The 22167-nt window shown below is 60.3% G+C and carries 20 protein-coding genes; 8 read left to right on the forward strand and 12 right to left on the reverse strand.

Annotated elements, in window-relative coordinates; translation table 11 throughout:
* Positions 1–109: 109 nt before the first annotated feature.
* Positions 110–892 (reverse strand): MetQ/NlpA family ABC transporter substrate-binding protein, encoded by a 783-nt coding sequence (locus BLU01_RS11565; protein WP_092275051.1) that lies wholly within the window; start codon positions 890–892, stop codon positions 110–112.
* Positions 893–1336: 444 nt separating this feature from the next.
* On the opposite strand from BLU01_RS11565, the gene BLU01_RS27990 reads away from it, so the two are divergent.
* Complete coding sequence (locus BLU01_RS27990; protein ID WP_231987094.1) at positions 1337–1639, forward strand: transposase; 303 nt, start codon at positions 1337–1339, stop codon at positions 1637–1639.
* A gap of 8 nt (positions 1640–1647) precedes the next feature.
* The gene (locus BLU01_RS11570) at positions 1648–2472 is read left to right on the forward strand and encodes an IS3 family transposase (protein WP_231987151.1); all 825 of its coding nucleotides are present in this window, start codon (positions 1648–1650) and stop codon (positions 2470–2472) included.
* A 49-nt stretch (positions 2473–2521) separates the two neighbouring features.
* On the opposite strand, the gene BLU01_RS11575 is transcribed toward BLU01_RS11570, so the two are convergent.
* The 7 genes from BLU01_RS11575 to BLU01_RS11605 all read right to left on the reverse strand — a co-directional run bounded on the left by BLU01_RS11575 (position 2522) and on the right by BLU01_RS11605 (position 10366).
* On the reverse strand, positions 2522–3451 hold the full coding sequence (locus BLU01_RS11575; RefSeq protein ID WP_092275055.1) for a sigma 54-interacting transcriptional regulator: 930 nt from the start codon (positions 3449–3451) through the stop codon (positions 2522–2524).
* A gap of 56 nt (positions 3452–3507) precedes the next feature.
* Positions 3508–4089 carry an alpha/beta hydrolase gene (locus BLU01_RS11580; protein WP_092275058.1) on the reverse strand — a complete coding sequence of 194 codons (582 nt, stop codon included), beginning with the start codon at positions 4087–4089 and terminating at the stop codon, positions 3508–3510.
* A 280-nt stretch (positions 4090–4369) separates the two neighbouring features.
* Positions 4370–4771 (reverse strand): ExbD/TolR family protein, encoded by a 402-nt coding sequence (locus BLU01_RS11585; protein ID WP_003220570.1) that lies wholly within the window; start codon positions 4769–4771, stop codon positions 4370–4372.
* Position 4772: 1 nt separating this feature from the next.
* Positions 4773–5498 carry a MotA/TolQ/ExbB proton channel family protein gene (locus BLU01_RS11590; RefSeq protein WP_092275061.1) on the reverse strand — a complete coding sequence of 242 codons (726 nt, stop codon included), beginning with the start codon at positions 5496–5498 and terminating at the stop codon, positions 4773–4775.
* A gap of 45 nt (positions 5499–5543) precedes the next feature.
* A complete protein-coding gene (locus tag BLU01_RS11595) occupies positions 5544–6365 on the reverse strand; it encodes an energy transducer TonB (protein WP_092275064.1) in 822 nt (273 codons plus the stop codon).
* Between the two features lie 282 nt (positions 6366–6647).
* Positions 6648–7991: an aryl-sulfate sulfotransferase gene (locus BLU01_RS11600; protein ID WP_092275067.1), complete on the reverse strand. Its 1344-nt coding sequence runs from the start codon at positions 7989–7991 to the stop codon at positions 6648–6650.
* A gap of 23 nt (positions 7992–8014) precedes the next feature.
* A complete protein-coding gene (locus tag BLU01_RS11605; protein WP_092275070.1) occupies positions 8015–10366 on the reverse strand; it encodes a TonB-dependent receptor in 2352 nt (783 codons plus the stop codon).
* Between the two features lie 165 nt (positions 10367–10531).
* Between BLU01_RS11605 and BLU01_RS11610 the strand changes: the two genes are divergently transcribed.
* Both BLU01_RS11610 and BLU01_RS11615 read left to right on the forward strand, forming a co-directional pair.
* Entirely contained in the window at positions 10532–11476 is a 945-nt protein-coding gene (locus tag BLU01_RS11610; protein WP_092275073.1) for a LysR family transcriptional regulator, read from the forward strand.
* A 195-nt stretch (positions 11477–11671) separates the two neighbouring features.
* On the forward strand, positions 11672–13288 hold the full coding sequence (locus BLU01_RS11615) for an alkaline phosphatase family protein (RefSeq protein WP_092275076.1): 1617 nt from the start codon (positions 11672–11674) through the stop codon (positions 13286–13288).
* 176 nt (positions 13289–13464) lie between these two features.
* On the opposite strand, the gene BLU01_RS11620 is transcribed toward BLU01_RS11615, so the two are convergent.
* Complete coding sequence (locus BLU01_RS11620; protein ID WP_092275079.1) at positions 13465–14385, reverse strand: TauD/TfdA dioxygenase family protein; 921 nt, start codon at positions 14383–14385, stop codon at positions 13465–13467.
* 183 nt (positions 14386–14568) lie between these two features.
* Between BLU01_RS11620 and BLU01_RS11625 the strand changes: the two genes are divergently transcribed.
* On the forward strand, positions 14569–15489 hold the full coding sequence (locus BLU01_RS11625) for a LysR family transcriptional regulator (protein ID WP_092275081.1): 921 nt from the start codon (positions 14569–14571) through the stop codon (positions 15487–15489).
* A 97-nt stretch (positions 15490–15586) separates the two neighbouring features.
* On the opposite strand, the gene BLU01_RS11630 is transcribed toward BLU01_RS11625, so the two are convergent.
* Positions 15587–16600 (reverse strand): ABC transporter substrate-binding protein, encoded by a 1014-nt coding sequence (locus BLU01_RS11630; protein ID WP_092275085.1) that lies wholly within the window; start codon positions 16598–16600, stop codon positions 15587–15589.
* A 385-nt stretch (positions 16601–16985) separates the two neighbouring features.
* On the opposite strand from BLU01_RS11630, the gene BLU01_RS11635 reads away from it, so the two are divergent.
* Complete coding sequence (locus BLU01_RS11635; protein ID WP_092275088.1) at positions 16986–18584, forward strand: ABC transporter permease; 1599 nt, start codon at positions 16986–16988, stop codon at positions 18582–18584.
* Positions 18581–19396 carry an ABC transporter ATP-binding protein gene (locus BLU01_RS11640; RefSeq protein ID WP_092275091.1) on the forward strand — a complete coding sequence of 272 codons (816 nt, stop codon included), beginning with the start codon at positions 18581–18583 and terminating at the stop codon, positions 19394–19396. The genes BLU01_RS11635 and BLU01_RS11640 overlap by 4 nt, the downstream gene beginning before the upstream one ends.
* Positions 19397–19480: 84 nt before the next feature.
* On the opposite strand, the gene BLU01_RS11645 is transcribed toward BLU01_RS11640, so the two are convergent.
* Positions 19481–20554: a fatty acid desaturase gene (locus tag BLU01_RS11645; protein ID WP_092275095.1), complete on the reverse strand. Its 1074-nt coding sequence runs from the start codon at positions 20552–20554 to the stop codon at positions 19481–19483.
* A 100-nt stretch (positions 20555–20654) separates the two neighbouring features.
* Between BLU01_RS11645 and BLU01_RS11650 the strand changes: the two genes are divergently transcribed.
* Positions 20655–21659 carry an AraC family transcriptional regulator gene (locus BLU01_RS11650; RefSeq protein ID WP_092275098.1) on the forward strand — a complete coding sequence of 335 codons (1005 nt, stop codon included), beginning with the start codon at positions 20655–20657 and terminating at the stop codon, positions 21657–21659.
* Positions 21660–21809: 150 nt separating this feature from the next.
* On the opposite strand, the gene BLU01_RS27565 is transcribed toward BLU01_RS11650, so the two are convergent.
* A complete protein-coding gene (locus BLU01_RS27565; RefSeq protein WP_101207751.1) occupies positions 21810–22103 on the reverse strand; it encodes a hypothetical protein in 294 nt (97 codons plus the stop codon).
* Positions 22104–22167 lie beyond the last annotated feature (64 nt).

Raw genomic sequence — 22167 nt, forward strand, 5'->3', positions numbered from 1 at the left:
CTATCGCGAGCAAGCTCGCTCCCACATGGGTCTGCGGCGCACGCAAAAACGCCGACGCTGTAGCAGCCGTCGGCGTTGAAACCTTGAAGGGGTTTGGTGCTGCGTCGAATCAGAACGCCGGCAGTACGGCGCCGCTGTATTTCTTCTCGATGAACGCTTTCACTTCCGGGCTGGTCAAGGCTTTGGCCAGTTTCTGGATGGCGTCGCTGTCCTTGTTGTCCGGACGCGCCACCAGGAAGTTCACGTAAGGCGAATCCGCGCCTTCGATGACCAACGCGTCTTTAGCCGGGTTCAGACCTGCTTCCAGCGCGTAGTTGGTGTTGATCATGTCCAGGTCGACTTGATCCAGCACACGCGGGAGCATGGCCGATTCGAGTTCCTTGAACTTGAAGTTGCGCGGGTTCTTGGCGATATCTTTCGGCGTCGCCAAAGCGTTTTTCGGGTCTTTCAACTCGATCAGGCCAGCCTTCTGCAGCAGGATCAGGGCACGGCCGCTGTTGCTGCCTTCGTTAGGGATGGCGATGGTGGCGCCGTCCTTCAGGTCAGCCAGGCTTTTGACTTTCTTCGAGTAGCCGCCGAACGGTTCGACGTGCACGCCGATCACGGTGACCAGGTTAGTGCCCTTGCCTTTGTTGAAGCTGTCCAGGTACGGCAGGGTCTGGAAGTAGTTGGCGTCCAGACGCTTCTGATCGACCTGTACGTTCGGCTGAACGTAGTCGGTGAAGACTTTGATTTCCAGATCCACGCCTTCTTTGGCGAGGGTCGGTTTGATCAGTTCAAGAATCTCGGCGTGTGGGACCGGGGTCGCCGCAACCACCAGTTTCTCGCCGGCCTGGGCCAGGCCAGCAGTCAGGGCAGCCGCCAGTGCGGTGAACAACAGAACCTTTTTCATGCAGTGTCCTTATCGAAAATCACGGTCGCCAGTGGCGACGGCTATTAGTACGAGTGCCAGTGATGTGCTATCGCTGGCGTGAGGCGGACAATACCGGGATTTTTTATTCCCGAACAATATCTTTTATTCACTTTCATATTCCATTTTGTTCATACACCTCTGGCTCGCGCATTACCCGTAGGAGCGAGGCTTGCCCGCGAAGGCGTCCTTGCTGATACACCGCGTCGTTTCGGTTCGCGAGCAAGCTTTGCTCCTACAGGGGACGGCGTTTTGCCGATGCACCGCGTCGTTTCGGTTCGCGAGCAAGCTTTGCTCCTACAGGGGACGGCGTCTTGCCGGATGCACCGCGTCGTCTGCTTCGCGAGCAAGCTTGAACTGGCCTAATGATTTTGGACACTTCAATCGGGCGCTATGATGGCGCCCAAATCTGAGGTGTTTTTGGATATGCGTAATTCTTATTCAACTGAGTTCAAACTCAAGGCTGCTGGCATGGTGCTGGATGAGGGGATATCGGTTCCCGAGGTTTGCGCCAGTTTAGATATTGGCCCTACCGCCTTGCGTCGCTGGGTCGATCAGGTGCGTAAAGAACGCCAGGGTTCGACCCCGGTGGGAGCCAAAGCGATCACGGCTGACCAGCGAGAAATTCAGGAACTCAAAGCCTTGCTCAGGCAAAAAGACCGGGATATCGAAATCCTAAAAAAGGCCAGTGCTCTCCTGCTGTTGGACGCCAAAGATCATTCTCACTGATCAATGAGCTGGGCGAGCGATATGGCGTTAACGACTGCTGCCGGGTGTTTGAAGTCAGCCGCAGCAGTTTTTATGCTTGGCGTCAGCGCCAAGGCAAGGTGAACCCTGAGCGGGAGAAACTCAAAGCCATGCTGGTAGAGCATCACAAGGAATCCAGAGCTTCCGCGGGGGCGCGCACCCTTTCTAGGGAGCTGCAAGCCAAGGGGCATCGCGTCGGGCGGCACATGGCTCGCAGCTTGATGCGAGAAGCCGGCGTGGTCAGTCGTCAGCGCCGACGTCACAAATACAAGTCATCTGGCGTTGAAGCCTTGGTGGCGCCGCACGTGCTCAAGCGCGAGTTTGATGTCACGGCGATCAACCAAGTGTGGTGCGCGGACGTGACGTACATCAAGGTCGGCACGCGGTGGATGTATTTTGCAGCGGTTCTGGACCTGTTCGCCCGCCGGCTCGTGGGCTGGGCGTTTTCGATGATCTCGGATGCGGAGCTGACCTGCGAGGCCCTACGGATGGCGGTTGAGCTGCGAGGCAAACCCAAAGACGTGCTGTTTCACTCCGATCAAGGCTGCCAGTACACCAGCCATAAGTTCAGGAATGAGTTGCTGGCGAATGGACTGCGGCAAAGCATGAGTCGTAAAGGCGAATGCTGGGATAACGCCCCGATGGAGCGTTTCTTTGGAAGTCTGAAATCAGAGTGGGTGCCTGAAGCCGGTTACCGCTCGGAGTATGAAGCCCGGGCTGATTTGCAGCGCTACGTGGTGCGCTACAACAACTTCAGGCTCCATAGCTACAACGATTACCGGTCACCGGTCGCCATGGAGAAAATGGCGGCGTGAAAAAACCGTAATTGGTGTCCAGGATTACTTGACCAGATCAGCTTTGCTCCTACAGGGTGGCGGTGTTTTTCAGGAGTTGGTTTAGCGCTGCTCGTTCGGCGGCGGATCCGTTGGCGAGGATGTGTTTGAGTTGCCGCTCGATCTGCTGCAACGATGGCGTCGCCTCTGGCAGGTTCAAATGCTCGGGCAGGATTTCGTCGCCGGTGCTCACCAGCAGCGCAAAGTGAATGACGTTTTCCAGTTCGCGGGTATTGCCCGGCCAGCTGTGCGCTTCCAGCACCTGTTGCGCCGATTCGCTGATCAGCGGCACTGGCAGGTCGAGGCGTTGGCTATAGATGCCGAGAAAATATTCGGCCAGCGACAGAATATCGCCCACGCGTTCACGCAGGGCCGGCAGTTCCAGCTGGCCTTCGCTGAGGTAGTGATAAAGCCGTTCGTGGAATTTGCCGGCGGCCACCGCTTGCGCGAGGTCGATGCTGGTGGCGGCGACCAGGCGTACGTCCACCGGGCTCGGCTGGTGCGCGCCGACGCGGGTGACTTCGTGGTTCTCCAGCGCCGAGAGCAATTTGATCTGGATCGGCAGCGGCAAGTCGCCGATTTCGTCCAGGTACAACGTGCCGCCATTCGCCGAGCCAAACCACCCGGCGCGACTGCTCGCCGCGCCGCTGTAGCTGCCGGCGGCGTAACCGAACAATTCAGCGTCGGCATAAGTCGGGCTGATCGCGCCGCAATTGACCGACACGAACAAACCGCCGCGATCACTGGCGCGATGGATGTGGCGCGCGAGCAGTTCTTTGCCGCTGCCGGTTTCGCCGCGAATCAACACGCACACCGAGCGCGGTGCCAGTTGCTCCAGTTCCTCGCGCAACTGGCGCGAGCGTGGATCGACAAACACCAACGCTTTGGCGCGGATGCTCAGGGGACTTTTTTCGGCGTCGGGAAAGGTCAGCAGCGGCTGACCGAAGGCTTCAAAACTCATGGCAGACTCCCGCCCAAAACCGCCGGGAGACGGGGGCGTTTAAAGAAACAAGAAATTCAAGCGCGGCGCAGGGCGTGATGTTCCATGCGGTTTTGCAGGCGATAGAGATAGGCAAAACCCTGCTCCCAGCGCTGGTGACCGGACTTGACGTTGATGTGCCCGGCACCGGACAGAATCCCCGCCTCAGCGCCCCAGTGGCGCGCCAATTCCAGCGCGCGCGGTGCGCTGACGGCGCTGTCGTTGTCGGAGCTGACGACTTGGCTGGGGAACGGCAATAACGTCGTCGGAATCGGTGCAAAGTTGCGCAGGGCCGGCGCGCAGGCCGGGCGCTCGACGTCCGCAGGCGCGACCAGCAAGGCACCGCGCACCTGACGCAAAAACTGCGACGGCGCGGTCGCCGCCCAATGCGCGACGGTGATGCAACCGAGGCTGTGGGCGATCAGGATGACTGGCGTGCTGTCGGCGGCAATCGCCTCGGCGAGCGCTGCGACCCAGTCTTCCCGACGCGGCGTCAGCCAGTCGGCCTGTTCCACGCGCGCACTGTTCGGCAAACTGTTCTGCCAGTGGCTTTGCCAATGATCATCTGGCGATCCTTGCCAGCCCGGCACAATCAGGTAGCGAATTGATTCGTTGCGCATGGGGGAGCTCTCCTGCTGCGTGTCTGTTCCGGACCGAGTATAGGGACGCGAGTTATATTCGTTAAGGAATAAGAAGCTATTTATTAAGACCTATATCGAATATAAACCTGATCTCCGTGGGAGCTGAGCTTGCTCGCGATAGCGGTGGGTCAGGCCAAATCGATGGCGACTGACCCACCGCCATCGCGAGCAAGCTCGGCTCCCACAGGTTTTGTGGTGATCCCGAATAAAAAAAAGGGCCGCACCCTGCCAAGGAGACGGCCCCGGAAACTGTGGAAATCTAGCGCGCGGTGATCACCGACAATTTGGTAATCCCGGCCCGTTCAATCGAGGCCATGGCCCGCGCGACTTCGCCGTAATTCACCCCGTCGTCGGCCTGCAATTGCACGCGCACCTCCGGGTCTTTGGCTTTCGCTGATTTGAGGTTGAATTCCAGCAAGTCCGGCTGGATTTCATCCTTGTTGATAAACAATTTGCCGGCGCCATCGATGCTCACCACCAGCGGGTCCTTCTGCTCAACCGGCGCCACCGCTTCGGTCTTCGGCAGGTTGATCGGGATGGCGTTGGTCAGCAGCGGCGCGGTGACGATAAACACCACCAGCAGCACCAGCATCACGTCCACCAGCGGCGTGACATTGATCTCGCTCAGCACCTCATCACTGTCTTGCGTGGAGAACGCCATATCAGGACGCCTCCTTCACTTTGTGCGTGCCACCCTGGGCCACGACTTTGTGCGACGTCGGGTGAATCAGCAGTCGGAACGAACTCTTCTGCGCCAGGCTGTAGAAGTCGTGGGCGAAGTCATCGAGGTCCGCCGCGGTCAGTTTCAAACGGCGCAAAAAGTAGTTGTAAACCAGCACCGCCGGCACCGCGACCGCGATCCCCACACCGGTCGCGACCAGTGCTGCGCCGATCGGCCCGGCGACCGTTTCCAGGCTCGCCGAACCGGCCGCGCTGATGCCTTTCAACGCTTCCATGATTCCCCACACCGTGCCGAACAAACCAATGAACGGCGAGGTGCTGCCGATGCTCGCGACCACCGCCAGCCCGGTTTCCAGCGAACGCCGTTCGCGGACGATCTGCTGACGCAAGGCGCGCTCCAGCCGATCCTGATGATTGATCGCCTGGCTCAAATCCTGCGCCTGCGGCGCTTCACCGACCTGAATCGCCGCGTAACCGGCCTGGGCAACCCGTGCGGCGGCGCCGGGCTGGGTTTCGCTCAATTCGGCAGCGGCATCCAGACTCGAAGCCGCCCAGAACTGCTTGTGAAACTTGCGATCCTGAGCTTTCAGACGACCGAACTGCACGCCTTTAAGCAACGCCAAACCCCAAGTGGCAACGGAAAAAACCACCAGCAGCCAGATCACCGCGCTTTCGATGGATTCAAGTGGAGAGGCCAGTAACGTCATGATGTATTCCCTCGTGTAAACATTTGGCGCGAATTGGGTTTCGGTTTAATGAATCTTGAAATCGATCGGCACGCTGACCCAGCCGTCCTGGGCCACCTCACCTTGCTTGGCCGGGACAAAACTCCAGCGCTTGACCGCGCTGAGCGCCGCGTCGTCGAGCTGATCGCGACCACTGCTTTTCTGAATCTGGATTTCCCCCGGTTTGCCGTTGGCCAAAACATGCACTCGTAGCAACACCGTGCCTTCCCACCCGCGACGCTGGGCCAGCGACGGGTATTCCGGCGCCGGGTTTTTCAGGTACGCGGCGTTGGCCGAGGCTGGCGTCACCGGTGCGGGCGCTGGTGGTGCCGGTGGCGCAGGCGCGGCGACCGGCGCCGTCGGTTGTGGCGGTGCGGGCGGTTGCTCGACCGCTTTGGGTGTTGGCTTGGGTGTTGGCTTGGGCACCGGTTTGGCGACTGGCTTAGGCTTCGGAACAGGTTTGGGTGGCGGCGGTTTTACGGCCAATTCGTCTTCGACGGGTGGCGGCGGCTCGACCACCGGTTGTACCGGTTGCGGCGGTGGCGGCTCGACCACGGGCGGCGCCGGGCGCGAAAACTCGATGGTCATTGGCGGAATTTCCGGCGGCACAATCGGCAATTCCTTGAGCGGTTGCTGATTGAGCCAGTAGATCACCGCGCCATGCACCAGCAACGCGAGCACGCCGAGCAGAATCGCTTCACGACGGCTCAAAATCCCCTTGGGCGCACGCTGCAAACGCAACTGGCCCAACGGCACCCGATGCACACGGCCGAGGTCGACCAACTCGCCACTCGGCGCGTGGCGCCACAGCACCTCACGCGCGCCGGCGGCGGTCTGGACATTGCCCATGGTTTTACTCCCTGCAGTCCTTCAAAAACGCGTCTACATAAAAAGACAGGCCGGAACAAACATTCCCCGCCGGCCTGTCGATGGCGTGATCATTGAGCTAGACGCTTATCTCTGAAAGTAATCTTTTCGATTACTGATAGATCATTAACGAATATAAAAATTGCCCGCCTTGCTGCAGGCCTTGTCCGCCAAGGCCTGCGCGCAGGCGCCCGATTACCCATGCATTCGAGGCATCGAAAATATTCCCGGCAGGCATGGTTTTCGGCCCTTGCGCGGCCCTGATCAGCGGCTTGCGCTGGTTTGTTGCGCGGCCACCGTCGGCGCAACCACTGCGGTTTCTGCACGCGGCGTGCCCTGCGGCACCCAGTCGTAGCTCACCGGCAATGCGCGGTAGACCCAGTTGCTGATCGCATCGCCACCCGGCGCTTTGCCAAGGTATGGGCTGACGTATTCCCAGACGTTTTCGCCGCTGGCCGTGACTTGGAAAAACCGTCCGTTCATGCCTTCGTCGATCAACGTATTGCCGTTCGGCAAACGTCGCGCACTGCTGATGAACGAGCTGTAAAACGCCCATCCCGGCTGTTTCGAATTGGCCGCGCTGTACTGCCAGACGATTTGGTTCGTGCTCGGGTCGATTTCCAGCACACGCGAACCCGAGATCAGCCCCAGCGTGACGTTCGGATAACCCGCCGAGCCCTGGTTATCGAACAGCAGAATATTCCCCGCGCCCGGCAAGCCTGCGGGGATGATGTGCGCGTCGTGCTGGCCGACAAACTGGTCCACCGGCCGTGGCAGTTTTTGCGCGGTTTCAGGATCGATCAGCGGCAGGTTCGGGCCGAGACGCCAGACCACTTTGCCGCTTTGCTTGTCGATGATTGCGATGAAATTGGCGTTGCGTGAATCGAGCAACAAATTATCCGGATTGAAGCGTTTGTCGCCCGCGTCAAACCACTTGTTCGGGCCGACAAGGCTGAGGTTGTTGATGTGCAGGTAATCCGGGTTGTCGCTGGCGTGCACCAGTTTCAATTGCTCGGGCGTAAAGCCGAATTCATCCAGGTGTTCCGAGGCCAGCCATTGCCATTTCACCTCACCTTCGGGCGTGACTTCGTAGATGGCATCGTCGATGACTTCCGGCACTTTGAACCCGGCGACCTTGTGCACTTTGTTGGCCAACACCACGGTGTTGCCGTTGGCCAGACGCCGTTGGTCATGGTGCTGTTGCGCAGCGCCGCCCGGCGCCTTGTCGCCCCACTGCCAGACGACTTTGCCGTTCCAGTCGAGCTCGCCAATGCTCTGGTTGCCCAAACCGTTGCCGGCCGAACCGAGTTTGCCGGGGTCCTTGTCGCTGAGTTGCAGCAACACATGGCCGCGCTTGCCGCCGACCAGTTGCGGATCGATTACCGCCGAAGGGAAACCAGCGTGCGGCCAGGTTTTCACCTCGTTGCCGTTCATGTCGATCAAGTGCGTCTGCTTGTCGGCGCCGCTGAAAATCACGTATTGGTTAAACGCCTTGGCCGGGTCATAACGGGTCACGCCCGTGGGGTAGACGCTGGGTGCGGCGAAGGTGCCTGCGCTGAATACCGCGCCGGTCAGCAACAGCGGTAAAGCGGTTTTGATGCTCAACATGATGAAACTCCTTGAGTCACGAATCAGAAGTCGTAGCGACCGGTCAGGCCGAGGGTGCGCGGGGTTCCGAGCAGGCCTTCATAACCGCCGTTGCCGCCGGTCCAGAGGGTCGTGTAATAGGTTTTGTCGAAGGCGTTTTTCAGCCACAGCGAGACGTCCCACTGGCCTTGGTTGAAGTCGCCGCGCAGGCCGGTGGAGAGGTTGACCACGGCGTAACTCGGAATCTGCCCGTAGTCGGAATCTTCCACGGTGCCGACGGCTTTGGAGCGGAACGCGTAGCTGGCGGTGACGTATTCTTCGAGGCCGCTGCTCAGGTTCCATTTGTATTCGCCGTTGGCGTTGCCGATCCATTTCGACGCGCCCACCACCTGGTGGCCGCTGAGGTCGCACGACGCCGGGGCGCCCGGTGCCTGGCTGATTTCCGGCGGGCATGGCGCGTCTTTGTACGAGAGGTAACTGACGTCGTTGTACGAGCCATTGATGTTCAGCGTCAGGCCCCGCAGCGGCACCAGGGTGCTTTCGAATTCGATGCCGCGTGAGCGCACCGAGCCGGCGTTGGTCAGGTACTGCACGCGATTGTCGGCGTCATAGGCATTGGTCTGGTAGGCGTTGACCTGGGTCCAGAACACGTTGGCGTTGAGCTGCAGACGGCGGTCCCACAGGGTGCTTTTGAAACCGAGTTCGGCGTTGTTCGCGCGCTCGGTGCCGATCAGCAGCGAGTCGGCGCCCGCCGTCGGTGCCGAGCCGACCGCGAGATTGACCCCGCCGGACTTCTCGCCGTGAGACAGCGTGGCGTAGCCGAGCACGTCATCGGTGAAGCGATAACTGAGGTTCAACAAGCCAGAAGGGCTGGCGCTGTACTGATTCAAATCACCGGAGTCGTAAGCGCCGGTGCGCCCACGTCGCGCCGTAGCCGCTGCGCCGGTCACTGCGGCGCCACCGACCGGTGCCGCGCGGGTCACCGAGGCGTTTTTCTCTTCATAAGTGCCGCGCACGCCGGCAGTGAAATCCAGGCGTGGCGTGAGGTGCCAGGTGCCTTGGGCAAACAGCGCAAAACTGTCGGTCTTGATATGGCCCTTGCCGACGCTGTCGACGTTGGCCAGTGCGCCCGCCGGGGTGCCGTTCCAGATGTCCGCTTGCGGGCCGTAATTGGCGAAGGATTTGTTGTCCAGATCGTTGCCGAAGTAGTACGCGCCGAGCACGTAATCGAAGAATTCACCCTTGGGCGAAGCCAGGCGAAATTCCTGCGAATACTGTTTGTCTTCCACCGAAACCCCGGCGTTGTAGCTCGCCGGCACGTTCAAGCCATCGTCGTTGCGCGGGGTGAAATTCCACCAGCGATAGGAGCTGATCGAGGTCAGGGTGAAGTCGCTCGGCAAGCTCCAGTTTGCCTCCAGCGAGGTGCCGCCCTGATGCACGGTGACGTGTTGATCGTTGTCCAGATTGACCTTGCGATGCGAGCCGTTGACCAGCGTCGCGCCCGCCGCAGCGGCGCGTGATTCATAAAGGTTGACGCCATTGATGGTCGGCCCGGTGTTGTACAACACGCGGGTGCCAGCGCTGGAATCCTCTTCGTTGTAATCGCCGATCCAGCGCAGGTTGAACGACTCGTTGGGCTTGTACAGCAACTGGCCACGGAAGCCTTCGCGCGAGCCGCCGTTCAAGTCGTGGCCATTAAATTCGTTTTTGATGTCGCCGTCGCTGCGCGTGCGATAGGCCGAAAATCGTCCGGCGAGTTCATCGTTCAGCGGACCGGAAATCGTCCCTTTGGTCTGGAAATAACCGTCCTCGCCGACCGACGTTTCGATGCTGCGTTCCGGGGTGAACGACGGCGCGCGCGTGCTGATGTTGATCACCCCCGCCGTGGTGTTTTTGCCGAACAGCGTGCCTTGCGGACCGCGCAGCACTTCGAGCTGTTCGATGTCCATCAAGTCGAACACCGCCATGCCCGGCCGCCCGAGGTAAACGTTGTCGATGTAGAGCCCGACGCTGCCCTCCAGACCGTCGCTGGCCGGGTTGTTGCCGAGCCCGCGAATCGACACGCTGGACTGCCGCGCATGCATGTAGGCAACGTTGACGCTGGGCACCAGTTGCTGCAGATCCTGAATGCGATATACCCGCTGGGTTTCCAGTGCCTGGCCGCTGACCACACTCATGGGTGTCGGCACATCCTGCGAACTTTCTTCGCGGCGGCGGGTGGTGACGGTGACGGTTTCCAGTTGCGCACTGTCGGCGGCGGTTTTGCCGGCAGGCGCTGCGGCGGTAGTTGCAGGCTGCGCTGCGTAAGCCTGGGCGCTGCTCGCCAGTAATAGCGCCAGGGGCAGGCGCTTGAGCCGTCGGGGCGATACGGGTGAGGCGAGGTTCAACGGACTCATGAGGCGGCTCCTGATCAAAAAACACGCAACGACGTTCAGCACTGCATATTCTTTTAAGTTATTTATTTATGTTTTTACAAAGATTTACTGCATAAGAGATTGCCTTTATAAGGAGTCCACCTGATGCATATCCAATGCATTCGCCCGATATTTTTTATGTGAAAAATGCATATCGATTTGCGCCAACTCCGACACTTCATCGCCCTCGCCGACCAGCGCAGCTTCGTCGCGGGTGCGCTGGCGGTGAACCTCTCGCAATCGGCCTTCAGCCGCAGCATTCAGGCGCTGGAGCACAGCGTCGGCTGTCAGTTGGTCGATCGTGGCCGCAAGGATCTGGCGCCGACCAAGCAGGGGCAGATGCTGCTCGAACATGCGCGGCGACTGGTCAGCGGCGCGCAGCAAATGGCCAACGAGATCAGCCAGTTCAATGGCCTCGAGGCCGGCGAGTTGCGCTTCGGTTGCGGCCCTGCACCGGCGGCGGGCTTGATCCCGCGCGCGATCGGCAGTTTTATCGGGCGCTACCCGAAAGCGCGGGTGCAGTTTCAGGTCGATGACTGGCAGAGTCTGAGCAAGCGGCTGCTGAGTGAGGAGTTCGAATTTTTCGTCGCCGACACGCGTTATTTCGAGGCCGATCCGGACTACCTGACCCAGCGTCTGCGCCCGCGCAAATGGCATTTCTGCTGCCGCGCCGGGCATCCGCTGGCGGCGCGCGAACGTATCAGCGCGGCGGAGTTGATGAGCTATCCGATGGCCGTGAGCATCCGTCCGCCGAATCTGCGCAAAGTCATCGTCGACTTGAGCGGTCGCCCGGATTTCACCCCGAATGTGGAGTGCGAAAACAGCTACAGCCTGCTCAGTGTGGTGATGCGCTCGGACGCCATCGGCATTGTCGGCGCGTACTCGGACGCGCTGCATCACGCGAAGGGTGAATTGGTCTGTTTGCGGATTGATGGGCTGGCCGATGACCTGGAGGAGTTGTACACGCGCTACGGGATTGTCAGCCGCGCCGGGTATCGTTTATCGCCGCTGGCCGAGGCGATGATTGCGCAGATCAAAGAAGTGGATGCGCGGGATGAAGAGGTGTGTTCGCTGGAGAATCTGGCTGTCTGATTGACCGCTATCGCGAGCAAGCTTTGCTCCTACGGTTTTGTGTCGTGCTCGGACCTGTAGGAGCAAGGCTTGCCCGCGATGGCGATTTTCTGGCCGCCGATGCAATCCCTGCATAAAACCCATTCCCCAAATGCACTTGCCTCAACCCCACCGCAACAGCGAAAAACCTCGCCTGTCTTCTGATTGGTGAACCTCATGTCCAACCCCGAAAAACCCGTGCGTAACGTGCTGTACATCATGTGCGATCAGCTGCGCCGCGATTACCTGTCGTGCTACGGCCATCCGCATTTGCACACGCCCAACATCGATCGCCTGGCCGCGGCCGGCGTGCGTTTCAGCCGTGCCTACACCCAAGGCACGATCTGCGGACCCTCGCGCATGTCCGCCTACACCGGCCGTTACGTCAGCAGCCATCAAGTGGCGTGGAACGCGGTGCCGTTGCCCCTCGAAGAATTGACCATCGGCGATTATCTGCGCCCGCACGGCATCCGCACCGCGCTGGTCGGCAAGACCCACGCCACGCCCAATCTGGAGGCGTTGCAACGCCTGGCCATCGACCCTGACAGTGCGCAAGCGGAGGATTTGAACGAAGTCGGCTTCGAGGCGTTCTTGCGCCACGACGGGATCTTCCCCGACGACCCGATTTTCGCCGACAAACGCGAGTCCGCGCCCTACACGCATTACCTGCGCGAACACGGTTTCGACGGGCTCAACCCATGGCACGACTGGGCGAATGCCGCCGAAGGTGATAACGGCGAAATCCTCAGCGGCTGGCAAATGCGCAACGCCCATCTGCCCGCGCGCGTCCCCGAGCAGCATTCGGAGACGGTCTACACCACCGACCGCGCCATCGACTTTATCGCCGAGCAAGGCGCGCAGCCGTGGTGCCTGCACCTGTCGTACATCAAGCCGCACTGGCCCTACATCGCCCCGGCGCCGTATCACGCGCTGTACGGCGCCGATCAAGTGATTGCCCCGGTGCGCGCGGCGGCCGGTGAAGCCAGCGATCACCCGGTGTACGAGGCGTTTCGTCAACATGAGGAGAGCCTGAATTTTTCCCGCGACGAGGTGCGGTTGAACGTGGTGCCGACCTACATGGGCTTGATCAAACAGGTCGATGACCAGCTCGGGCGCCTGTTCGATTTTCTCCAGAGCAATGGTCGCTGGGACGACACGCTGATTGTCTTCACCAGCGACCACGGCGACTTCCTCGGCGATCACTATTTGGGCGAGAAAGAGTTTTTGCTCGAGCCAGCGGTGGGCATTCCGCTGATCGTGCGCGACCCGAGGGCGGCGGCGGATGTCACCCGTGGTTCGGTGGATGATCGACTGGTGGAAACCATCGATGCCTTGCCGACATTTCTTCAGGCCCTCGGTTTGCCCAGCGCCGATCACCGGCTCGAAGGCCGTTCGCTGATCCCGTTGCTGCACGGCGTCGAAACCGATTGGCGGCGCTATGCGATCAGTGAATACGACTACGCGTTTCAGGCGCCGGCGCGCGAGCGACTGGCGCAACCGATCGACCGCTGTCGCATGACCATGGTCCGCAGCGAGCGCTGGAAATACCTGGCGTATGACGGCTTTCGCCCACAGTTGTTTGACCTGCTGAATGATCCGCAGGAATTGCACGATCTGGGCGCGGACCCGGCGTTCGCGGCGGTGCGCGAGGAGCATGCAGGGTATTTGTTCGAGTGGCTGCGCGGGTTGAAACGCCGGACCACGATCAGCCATCAGGAGATTGACCTGCGCGGGCAGCGCTTCCGTTATGGCGAGCCGGAAACCGAGAAAATGGTCCAGATCGGCGTGTGGTAGCCGATCAACTGTGGGAGCGAGCTTGCTCGCGATGGCGCAGTGTCAGTCGATAAATATATTGATGGATACACCGCTTTCGCGAGTAAGCTCGCTCCCACAGGGTTTGTGCCTATTCACTGATGTTGTGACACACACCAATCCACTGTGGGAGCGAGCCTGCTGGCGATGGCGGCAGATCAGACTCCGGCGATTTCCGCTCCTTTGATCGTCTGGCTACGCTGCCCCGCCACGCCCAGCGGCACTTCACCTTTCAACGTCACCCGGCGCACCACGCGGTCCTGAGTTCCGTAATCATCCACCGCGTAATGCTGGGTCGAACGGTTATCCCAGATCGCCACATCACCAGCCTGCCAGCGCCAGCGAACGGTGTTTTCCAGACGAGTGACATGGCTTTGCAGCAGCCCGAACAAGTGCGCCGAATCCGCTTGCGAGTAACCCTTGATGCGCTTCACAAAATGCCCGAGCAGCAAGCTCTTTTCGCCGCTGATCGGGTGCACACGAACCACCGGGTGCTCGGTCTCGTAAACCGTGGAGGTGAAGACTTTGCGGTAGCGCTCAAGCTTCTCCGCCGACACGTCGGGCTTGGCGCTGGCGTAGTCATATTCGTTGCTGTGCACCGCGGTCAGTTTGTCGGCGAGTTCACGCAGTTCCGGCGCCAGTTCGTTGTAAGCGGTCGCGGTGTTGGCCCACACGGTGTCGCCGCCGTAAGCCGGGGCGACCACCGAGCGCAGGATCGAGGCTTTCGGGTACGCGTCAACGAAGGTCACGTCGGTGTGCCAGGAGTTGGCGCGCTGACCTTCGGCGCCATCGAGTTCCAGCAGGTAACGGGTGCCGTCGCGCACCGGCACGGTCGGGTGCGCCACCGGCTCGCCGAGCAAGTGCGCGAAGGCTTCCTGACGCTGATCGTCGAGGTGCGTCTGCTCGCGGAAGAACACTACTTTGTACTCGATCAGCGCTTGCTGAATGGCTTCGACGGTGGCGGCGTCCAGTTCACCGGAAAGGTGCACGCCGCGAATCTCGGCGCCGATACGACCGGCTACCGGGTGGATTTCGAGTGCGTGGACAGCGGGTTTTACAGCTAAAGCGGCATTGCTCATGGGTAGACCCTCGATCGGACTGCTGACGGTTGAACGCCAGCGAAACAATACTCTATCCATATTCAATTTAGATCTAACAGATATTCGCATGCTTCGTTGACGGAATAAGAGCTTGCATTTAAAACCTCATGCAACCCTCGTCGCAAATGCCTTCGAGCTATTTTTAGGATGCCGGAAAAGCATATGGATCTTCGCCAGTTGCGCTACTTCATTGCCCTCAACGAACACCGCAGTTTTGTCCGCGCGGCCGACGCCATGGGCATCACTCAACCGGCGTTCAGCCGCAGTATTCAAGGGCTGGAGCAAGAGTTCGGGTGCGTGCTGGTGGACCGTGGCAACAAGGATTTGCGCCCCACCCCCGAGGGCCAGGTGGTGCTGCAACATGCCTTGACCCTGGTGCAAGGCGCGGCGCTGCTCAGCGCGGAAGTGACGCAGATGACCAAGCTCGATGCCGGCGAATTGCGCTTCGGTTGCGGCCCGGCGCCGGCGGTGAAACTGGTGCCGGATGCAGTGGCGCAATTCATCAACGCGCACCCGAAAGTGCGCACCTGTTTTCAAGTGGATAACTGGGAAAAACTCAGCCGCGCGTTAAGCCGCGAAGAGATCGAATTCTTCATCGCCGACATCCGCCATTTCGAGGCTGACCCGAACTTCCAGACTCAGGCACTGACGCCCAAGCGCGGCGTATTTTTCTGCCGGCCGGGGCATCCGTTGCTGGTCAAGGACAGCCTCTCGACCAATGACATGTTCGACTATCCGCTGGCGACCACGCTGATCCCGCCGGGCATCCGCAAACTGCTGGCGAACCTCAGTGGACGGATGGATTTTTCACCGACCATCGAGACTGAACACTTCCCGGCGCTGGTGAAGATCGTGTTGCAGTCGAACGCGATTGGGATTGGCACCGAAGAGGCGTTTATCGAGGACGTGGTGCAGGGTTCGCTGGTGCTGCTGCACTGGCGCAATTTGCCTCAGAACATCGAAAGCATGAACGCGCGATGCGGGATTGTCAGCCGCACCGGATTCAGATTGTCGCCGGCCGCAAGGGCGATGATCGAGACGTTGGTGGCTGTGGATAAGCAGCAGATCAGCGTCGCGGTTTAGGGCCTCTTCGCGGGCAAGCCTTGCTCCCACAGTGCTTGCGCAAGCCCTGTAGGAGCGAGGCTTGCCCGCGAAGACGTGCGAACAGACGCTTGAAATCTCAGAGCTTCGCGGCTGCCAACTCCGGCGCCACCCAGTCGCTCACTTTGAACGGCTTGCGGATCAGCCGCTGCTGCGCCGCCAGATCCACCGAATCCTGCAATTTGCCGAGGAACACCGGGTCCAGCGTCGAGGGGAAAACTTCGCTGAGCTTCTGATCCTCCAAATCCTGCTGAAGAATGATCGGTGGATAACTCGCCAGCCCCGAAACCAGCTGAATGTAGGCGTCCTTGTTGGCGTCCTGGGTCAGCCATTCCACCGCTTGCTGCTGTGCCTTGAGCAGTTTCGCAACCGCTTCCGGGTGTTCGTCGACAAACTTGCCACTGCCAACCAGCACCGCTTGCACACTGCCCGCGCCGCCGAGGTCCTTGGTGTTGAGCGGCAACTCGGCCAGCCCTTTGGCCTGCAACGCGGTCAGCCCGGAGCTGCCCCACGACGCGTCGATCTGCTTGGCCGCCAACGCCGCTACCGCGCCGCTGAAATCGAGGTTGATGACCTTCACATCCTTCTCGCTCAAACCCTGACTGGCCAACGCCGCATCGAACGACAACTGCGTGGCGGTGCCACGGAAAATCGCCACGCGTTTACCTTTGAGGTCTTGCAGCGTCTTGATCCCCGAACCGGGGACCACGCCCAAATACTGTTTGACCCCACGCGCGGTGGCGCTGAGCAGCCGGGTGTCGAGGCCGTTGGACCTGCCGATAATCGCCGCCAGATCGCCGAGGTAGGCGAGGTCAACCTGGCCGTTGGCGAATGCCTCGTTGATCACCGGGCCGGCGCCCTTGAAGAAGCTCCACTGAATCTTGATGCCTTGATCGGCGAAGGCCTTTTCGAGGATCTGCTGGTCACGCAAAACATCGGTAATCCCGCCGCCGCTGTTCTGCGTACCGGCGCTAAGGTCGGGCACAGCGATGCGAATTTCCTTGAGTTCAGCGGCCTGCGCGCTGAGTGCGATTAACCCTGCCAGCGCCGGTGCGGCAAACAGATTGATGACACGTTTGAAGGGACGATTCATGGGTGCGGCTCCTGGTGACGACGGCGTTGAGGAGCAGAACGTAGGCTGAATCGGTCGCGACACTTAAATACTATAAATTCACATTTTTAGATCATCTGGATCTATGCGAGGGAAAGCGCGGCTCTGCGGAGGGTATGCATAAACAGCATCGAAAATATTCTTCGAATGCATTGGATGCGTATGGGCTGGAAGCCTTAAATGGTCTCGCTTATCTCCCAATAGCATTGATTCAATTTTTTATAGATCAATTTTGCATACATCGAAGCCCTGTAGGAGCGAGGCTTGCCCGCGAAGAGGCCGTCACATTCAACATTGATGCTGGACCGTCACATCGCCTTCGCGGGCAAGCCTCGCTCCTACACAAGGTCAAAAACGGAGGTCACCCATGGCCCGTGTTTCCCTTCTCAGCCTGCCGCTGGCCGCGCCGCCGCTCAATCGTCGGCGCGTGTGGCCCAGCGTCAGCCAACGCCTGCTGCCATGGTTATTGCCCATCAGCCTGTTTGCCCTTTGGTGGCTGGCCAGCCGCAATCACTGGATGAGCGAGCAAATTCTCCCGGCGCCATCGCTGGTGTGGAACAGCGCGGTCGAACTGGCCCAAGGTGAAATTTGGGGGCACTTGTGGATCAGCCTGCAACGACTGTTCTGGGGTTTGCTCGCCGGGGTCAGCGCGGGCGCGGCGTTGGGTGCGGCGCTGGGTTTCAGCCGACGTCTGGAGCGTCTGGTGTTTCCGACATTCGCCGGTTTGGCGCAGGTGCCGACGCTGGCGTGGATTCCGCTGTTCATGGTGTTTTTCGGCATTGGCGAAACGCTGAAACTGGTGGTGCTGGTGAAGGCGATTGTGGTTCCCGTGACCCTGCATACGCTGGTCGGCGTGCGCGATGCACAACCGAAATTGCGCGAAGCCGCTGCCGTCCTGCGCCTGCCGACTCACGTGTTGATCCGGCGCCTGGTGCTGCCCGCCGCGCTGCCGGCATTCATGGCTGGCGTGCGGTTGGCATTGGCTGCCGGTTGGACGTCGTTGCTCGCGGTGGAGTTGCTGGCCTCCAGCGAAGGCATCGGTTTTCTGATGGTGTGGGCGCGGCAGTTGTTCATGCTCGACATTGTTTTTGTGGTGATCGTGGTCATCGGTTTGATCGGCGTGACGATGGATCGCGGCATCGGTTGGCTCGACAAAAAACTGGTGCACTGGCCGCACCCGGCGACCGCAGAAATTCGTCGTGGCCCGCGTTATGCCGGTTGGCAACGGCTGCAACCGTGGCTGCTGCCGTTAGCGCTGCTGGCGCTGTGGCAAGTGGCGTCGGATCAGCAATGGGTCGACGCGAACATTTTGGTCAGCCCACTGGTGGTGCTGGAAACCACTGGGCATGGCTTGCTCGATGGCACGTTGATCGGCGGCATGGCCCTGAGCCTGGGGCGCACGCTCGGCGGTTTGCTGCTCGGTGGCGGTCTCGGATTTGCCGTCGGTTTGCTGCTCGGGTTGTCGCGCAGCAGTGAACGAGTGCTCGGCCCGACCCTCGCGGCGATCCGCCAGATTGCGATTTTCGCCTGGGTGCCGCTGCTGACCGCGTGGTTCGGTCTGGGCGAATTGGCCAAGTGGGTGTTCGTCGCGCTCGCGGCGTTTTTCCCGCTGTTCATCGCCACCCAACGCAGCGTCGCCAACCTCTCGCCGCAACTCAATGAAGCGGCGCAAGTGCTGCGCCTGACCTTGGCACAACGCCTGCGCCGCTTGGTCTTGCCGGGTGCCGCGCCAGGGATTTTCGCCGGCCTGCGCCTGAGCCTGATCTACGCCTGGCTCGGCACCATTGGCGCCGAATATTTCATGCCGTCCAACGGCGGCATCGGCAGCCAGATGATCGGCGCGCAACAACTGCTGCGCATGGACCTGATCATGGCCGGCATGCTGCTGGTCGGCCTTACCGGCGCGCTCCTCAACCTTATTGGCCAACGCCTGGAAATCCGCGCCACTCGCTGGAGACACGCATGAACGCACCGATTGTCAGCTTCAACCATGTCGGCAAATCCTTCGACGTCGACGGCTTCGAACTGGAAGCGATTCGCGAATTCAACCTGGACATTGCCGAGGGCGAATTCGTCGCCATCGTCGGCTCCAGCGGCTGCGGCAAATCGACCTTGCTGCGATTGCTGGTCGGGCTCGACACCGAATTTCGCGGGCACATCAGCGTGGACGGCAAAGCCGTCAGCGGCATCGGCAGCGAACGCGGGATCGTCTTCCAGGAACACCGCTTGTTCCCGTGGCTGACGGTCGCCGACAACATCGGTTTGGGCCTGGTCAACGAGCCACTGAGCGCCGAGCAAAAACACCAGCGCGTAAACGACTTCATCGAACTGGTGGGCCTCACCGACTTCACCCGCGCCTACCCGCATCAGCTCTCCGGCGGCATGGCGCAAAGGGTAGCAATCGCCCGCGGACTGGTCGCCAGCCCACGGATCCTGCTGCTCGACGAACCCTTCGGCGCCCTCGATGCGCTGACCCGCCAGCAGATGCAGGACGAACTGCTGGCGATCCGCGCGCGGGCGAAAATCACCACCATTCTGGTGACGCACGATGTCGAAGAAGCCATCTTCCTCGCCGACCGCGTGGTAGTCATGGAGCCGCGCCCCGGCCGGATCAAACAAGTGGTCGACATCGCCCTGCCCCACCCGCGCCAGCGCAGCAGTTTCGACTTCCACCAACTGCGCGAAGAACTGCTGCACGAACTCACCAGCGACGACCATTACCAACCGAGCGCAGCGGTGCAGATCCGGGATCTGCCGCTGTCGTTTATTGCTTGCTGAAGGGGCGACGCCTTCGCGGGCAAGCCTCGCTCCTACAGGTGATGGTCGTTCACGTGGGAGCGAGGCTTGCCCGCGAAGAGGCCATCAGACCCGCACACCGTCTAGCGGTTGCGACTGTGTTTCTTCCTTGCGCACAAAGCGGTTCGCCCGGGCAAAGGTGCCGAAGTCATTGAACCGAACGCCCATCTCGCGCATGACTTTATGCGCCACCGGCACGGTCATCTGGCGGATGTAGAAGGGTTCTTTCACCACGAAATGATGAATCCCGTGGCTGCTGCCGAAGTTGAAGCAGAACGCCTGCAGCGGCCACATCCACCATGGATTCAGCACTTGGGTTTGCTGGATCACATTGCCCGGCTCGATATCGCCGTAGTAATGCATGTTGGAGCTGACAAAGTGCAGGCAAAAAGTGCGCAGCACGTTCGGGCCGATGATCACCACTACCGCGATGTCGATGACGTGCATCACTGACAACGTGGTCGCCGACCATTCGATCGGTGCGCCGAGCAAGTGGGCGACGCCGTTGGCCGCATGGAAGCCCAGAAACACGTACCACGCGCCCCAATGCAGCAACGCCAACGGCGCGTAAACCTTGAGCACGCGCTTCAAAATACTCAGCTTGTGCGCCAAGGTTTTCGCCCGCAACAGGCGGATGAACGCCGACATCATGTTGTCGCCGACCATCAATAATCGCGCGAGGCCCCACGGCTCGCCGTTGGTGATGGCGCGTTCTTCCATGTCGCTTTCAGTGCCGGAGACTTTGTGATGGTTGAGGTGCAGATGCCGCCGAATCCACGGGTTGATCGTGCTCGGCCGCGCCAGCCACACCAGGCCCATCATCAGGTTGTGCGGCACGCGTTGTTTGCGGAAATACATGCTGTGGATCAGGTCGTGCTCGAGCTCGTGGGTCAACGACGCGAAAAACGCGTTGAGCAGCAGGCACACCCACCACGCCATGTGGCCGCTGATGTAGAGCGCCGCCGAACCAATCATCCCGGCCAGCGCGAAGGCCAGAATGCCGGCGCCCAAGGCGTCCTGATGATCAAGAATCGGGTAGCGTTTGCGCAGTTCAACGCCTCTGGCCAGCACCACTTCGCGAATATGCGCTGATCGCTGGCCTGCATTCAGTCGCTGGGGACTTGCAGAAGTACCGTCCATGCTTCCATCCTCTGGTTATTGATGCTCACATCCTCGCTTGTGAACTCTGCAAGTGTAGTAGCCGTGAGCGCCAACCTGTTGACCGGAAGCGCCAATCAACATGACTGAACCGACCTCCCTCGCCAGTTGGACCCGCGCCCTGCGCAAGCAGCTCGATGCGCTGGGCCTGGACAGCACCGCTCTGTGCCAACAGGCGGGGCTCGACCCGCAGTTGATGGACGACCCTAACGCCCGTTATCCGTTGTCCAACACCACGCGCCTGTGGGAAATCGCCGTGCAAGTCAGCGGCGATCCGGCAATCGGCCTGCGCGTGTCGCGTTTCGTCAGCCCGACCACGTTCCATGCGCTCGGTTATGCGCTGGTGGCCAGCGCCAGTTTGCGTGAGGTGTTCGAGCGCATCGTGCGTTATCACCAAGTGGTCAGCGATGCGCTGGAACTGGAACTGATTCGCGCCGAGGACCGCTACCGTTTTCATCTGAAAGTTCCGTCAGGCAATCCCGCGCCAGCCTTTGAAGCCATCGATGCTTTCGCCGCGATCTACGTGCGCACCTGCCGCAATCGGCTGGGCCGCGAATATGCGCCGCTGGCGGTGTATTTGCGCCGGCCGGAACCGGCGGACCCGCACCAATGGCACAAGGTGTTCCGCTCGCCGGTGCATTTTGCTGCCGAGGAAGATCGCCTCGAATTCGCCCTCATCGACTTCGAAAGTCACCTCGACGACGCCAACCCGGAACTCGCCGAACACAACGAAACCGTGCTCAAGCGCACCCTCGCGCAGCTCAAACCGCTGACCTGGGAGCGCAAAGTGCGCGACGCGATTGAAGAGCAACTGCCCGAAGGCGAACCCAGCGCCGAACGCATCGCCCAGACCCTGCACCTGAGCCTGCGCAGCCTGCAACGGCACTTGGCCGACGAAGGCTGCCGGTTCGACACGCTGCTCAACGAAAGCCGCGAAAACCTCGCGCTGCTGCACCTGCGCGATCCGCAATGCTCTTTGAGTGAAGTGAGTTATTTGCTCGGGTTTGCCGACACCAGCAGCTTCAGCCGCGCGTTCAAACGCTGGACGGGGATGACGCCGGGGCAGTTTCGGGATGGGTTGCGGTGAGGGATCCAGAAGGTGTGTTATTGGTTGGCCCCTTCGCGAGCAGGCTCGCTCCCACAATTGATCTTCAGTGGAAGCAAAATCCACTGACCTCGCAAAACCACTGTGTGAGCGAACCTGCCCGCGAAGGCAATTTTTTGCAAACTGAAGCCATTACTCAACAACAAAAAAACTAAGTTCCGGTGTGTACTCGGAGCGCTGGCGATTGTACTCCTGGAGTGCACGGACAGTGTATCGACCGGGAGGCAGTGTCACCGTTCCTTCCCATCTCACTTCAGGCCGTACGGGCTCGTAAATATTGGCTGTCTCAGAAAATTTGATCCATACCCACCATTCGTTCATACCCGTGCCCCCAAATTTCACGGGGCTTTTAACAACAGCATCGTTCTTTGGAAACTCAATGACGGGAGCAGGCGGAATCTGATTATTTCCTTGTTCAGTGCTCATGATGAAATCTCCGAGAAATGTCGTATCGACATTTGGATTTTTGCATCGTCGCTCTGAGGTTATC

It is taken from the genome of Pseudomonas prosekii, assembly GCF_900105155.1.
GTDB lineage: Bacteria > Pseudomonadota > Gammaproteobacteria > Pseudomonadales > Pseudomonadaceae > Aquipseudomonas > Aquipseudomonas prosekii.

Excerpts from the sequence above, each read along its gene's own strand:
- BLU01_RS11625 (WP_092275081.1), top strand. The coding sequence starts at position 14,569 with ATGGATCTTCGCCAGTTGCGCTACTTCATTGCCCTCAACGAACACCGC.
- BLU01_RS11640 (WP_092275091.1), top strand. The coding sequence starts at position 18,581 with ATGAACGCACCGATTGTCAGCTTCAACCATGTCGGCAAATCCTTCGAC.
- BLU01_RS11575 (WP_092275055.1), bottom strand. The coding sequence starts at position 3,451 with ATGAGTTTTGAAGCCTTCGGTCAGCCGCTGCTGACCTTTCCCGACGCC.
- BLU01_RS27990 (WP_231987094.1), top strand. The coding sequence starts at position 1,337 with ATGCGTAATTCTTATTCAACTGAGTTCAAACTCAAGGCTGCTGGCATG.
- BLU01_RS11610 (WP_092275073.1), top strand. The coding sequence starts at position 10,532 with ATGCATATCGATTTGCGCCAACTCCGACACTTCATCGCCCTCGCCGAC.
- BLU01_RS11595 (WP_092275064.1), bottom strand. The coding sequence starts at position 6,365 with ATGGGCAATGTCCAGACCGCCGCCGGCGCGCGTGAGGTGCTGTGGCGC.
- BLU01_RS11630 (WP_092275085.1), bottom strand. The coding sequence starts at position 16,600 with ATGAATCGTCCCTTCAAACGTGTCATCAATCTGTTTGCCGCACCGGCG.
- BLU01_RS11600 (WP_092275067.1), bottom strand. The coding sequence starts at position 7,991 with ATGTTGAGCATCAAAACCGCTTTACCGCTGTTGCTGACCGGCGCGGTA.
- BLU01_RS11580 (WP_092275058.1), bottom strand. The coding sequence starts at position 4,089 with ATGCGCAACGAATCAATTCGCTACCTGATTGTGCCGGGCTGGCAAGGA.
- BLU01_RS27565 (WP_101207751.1), bottom strand. The coding sequence starts at position 22,103 with ATGAGCACTGAACAAGGAAATAATCAGATTCCGCCTGCTCCCGTCATT.
- BLU01_RS11565 (WP_092275051.1), bottom strand. The coding sequence starts at position 892 with ATGAAAAAGGTTCTGTTGTTCACCGCACTGGCGGCTGCCCTGACTGCT.
- BLU01_RS11590 (WP_092275061.1), bottom strand. The coding sequence starts at position 5,498 with ATGACGTTACTGGCCTCTCCACTTGAATCCATCGAAAGCGCGGTGATC.
- BLU01_RS11585 (WP_003220570.1), bottom strand. The coding sequence starts at position 4,771 with ATGGCGTTCTCCACGCAAGACAGTGATGAGGTGCTGAGCGAGATCAAT.
- BLU01_RS11620 (WP_092275079.1), bottom strand. The coding sequence starts at position 14,385 with ATGAGCAATGCCGCTTTAGCTGTAAAACCCGCTGTCCACGCACTCGAA.
- BLU01_RS11645 (WP_092275095.1), bottom strand. The coding sequence starts at position 20,554 with ATGGACGGTACTTCTGCAAGTCCCCAGCGACTGAATGCAGGCCAGCGA.
- BLU01_RS11635 (WP_092275088.1), top strand. The coding sequence starts at position 16,986 with ATGGCCCGTGTTTCCCTTCTCAGCCTGCCGCTGGCCGCGCCGCCGCTC.
- BLU01_RS11650 (WP_092275098.1), top strand. The coding sequence starts at position 20,655 with ATGACTGAACCGACCTCCCTCGCCAGTTGGACCCGCGCCCTGCGCAAG.
- BLU01_RS11605 (WP_092275070.1), bottom strand. The coding sequence starts at position 10,366 with ATGAGTCCGTTGAACCTCGCCTCACCCGTATCGCCCCGACGGCTCAAG.
- BLU01_RS11615 (WP_092275076.1), top strand. The coding sequence starts at position 11,672 with ATGTCCAACCCCGAAAAACCCGTGCGTAACGTGCTGTACATCATGTGC.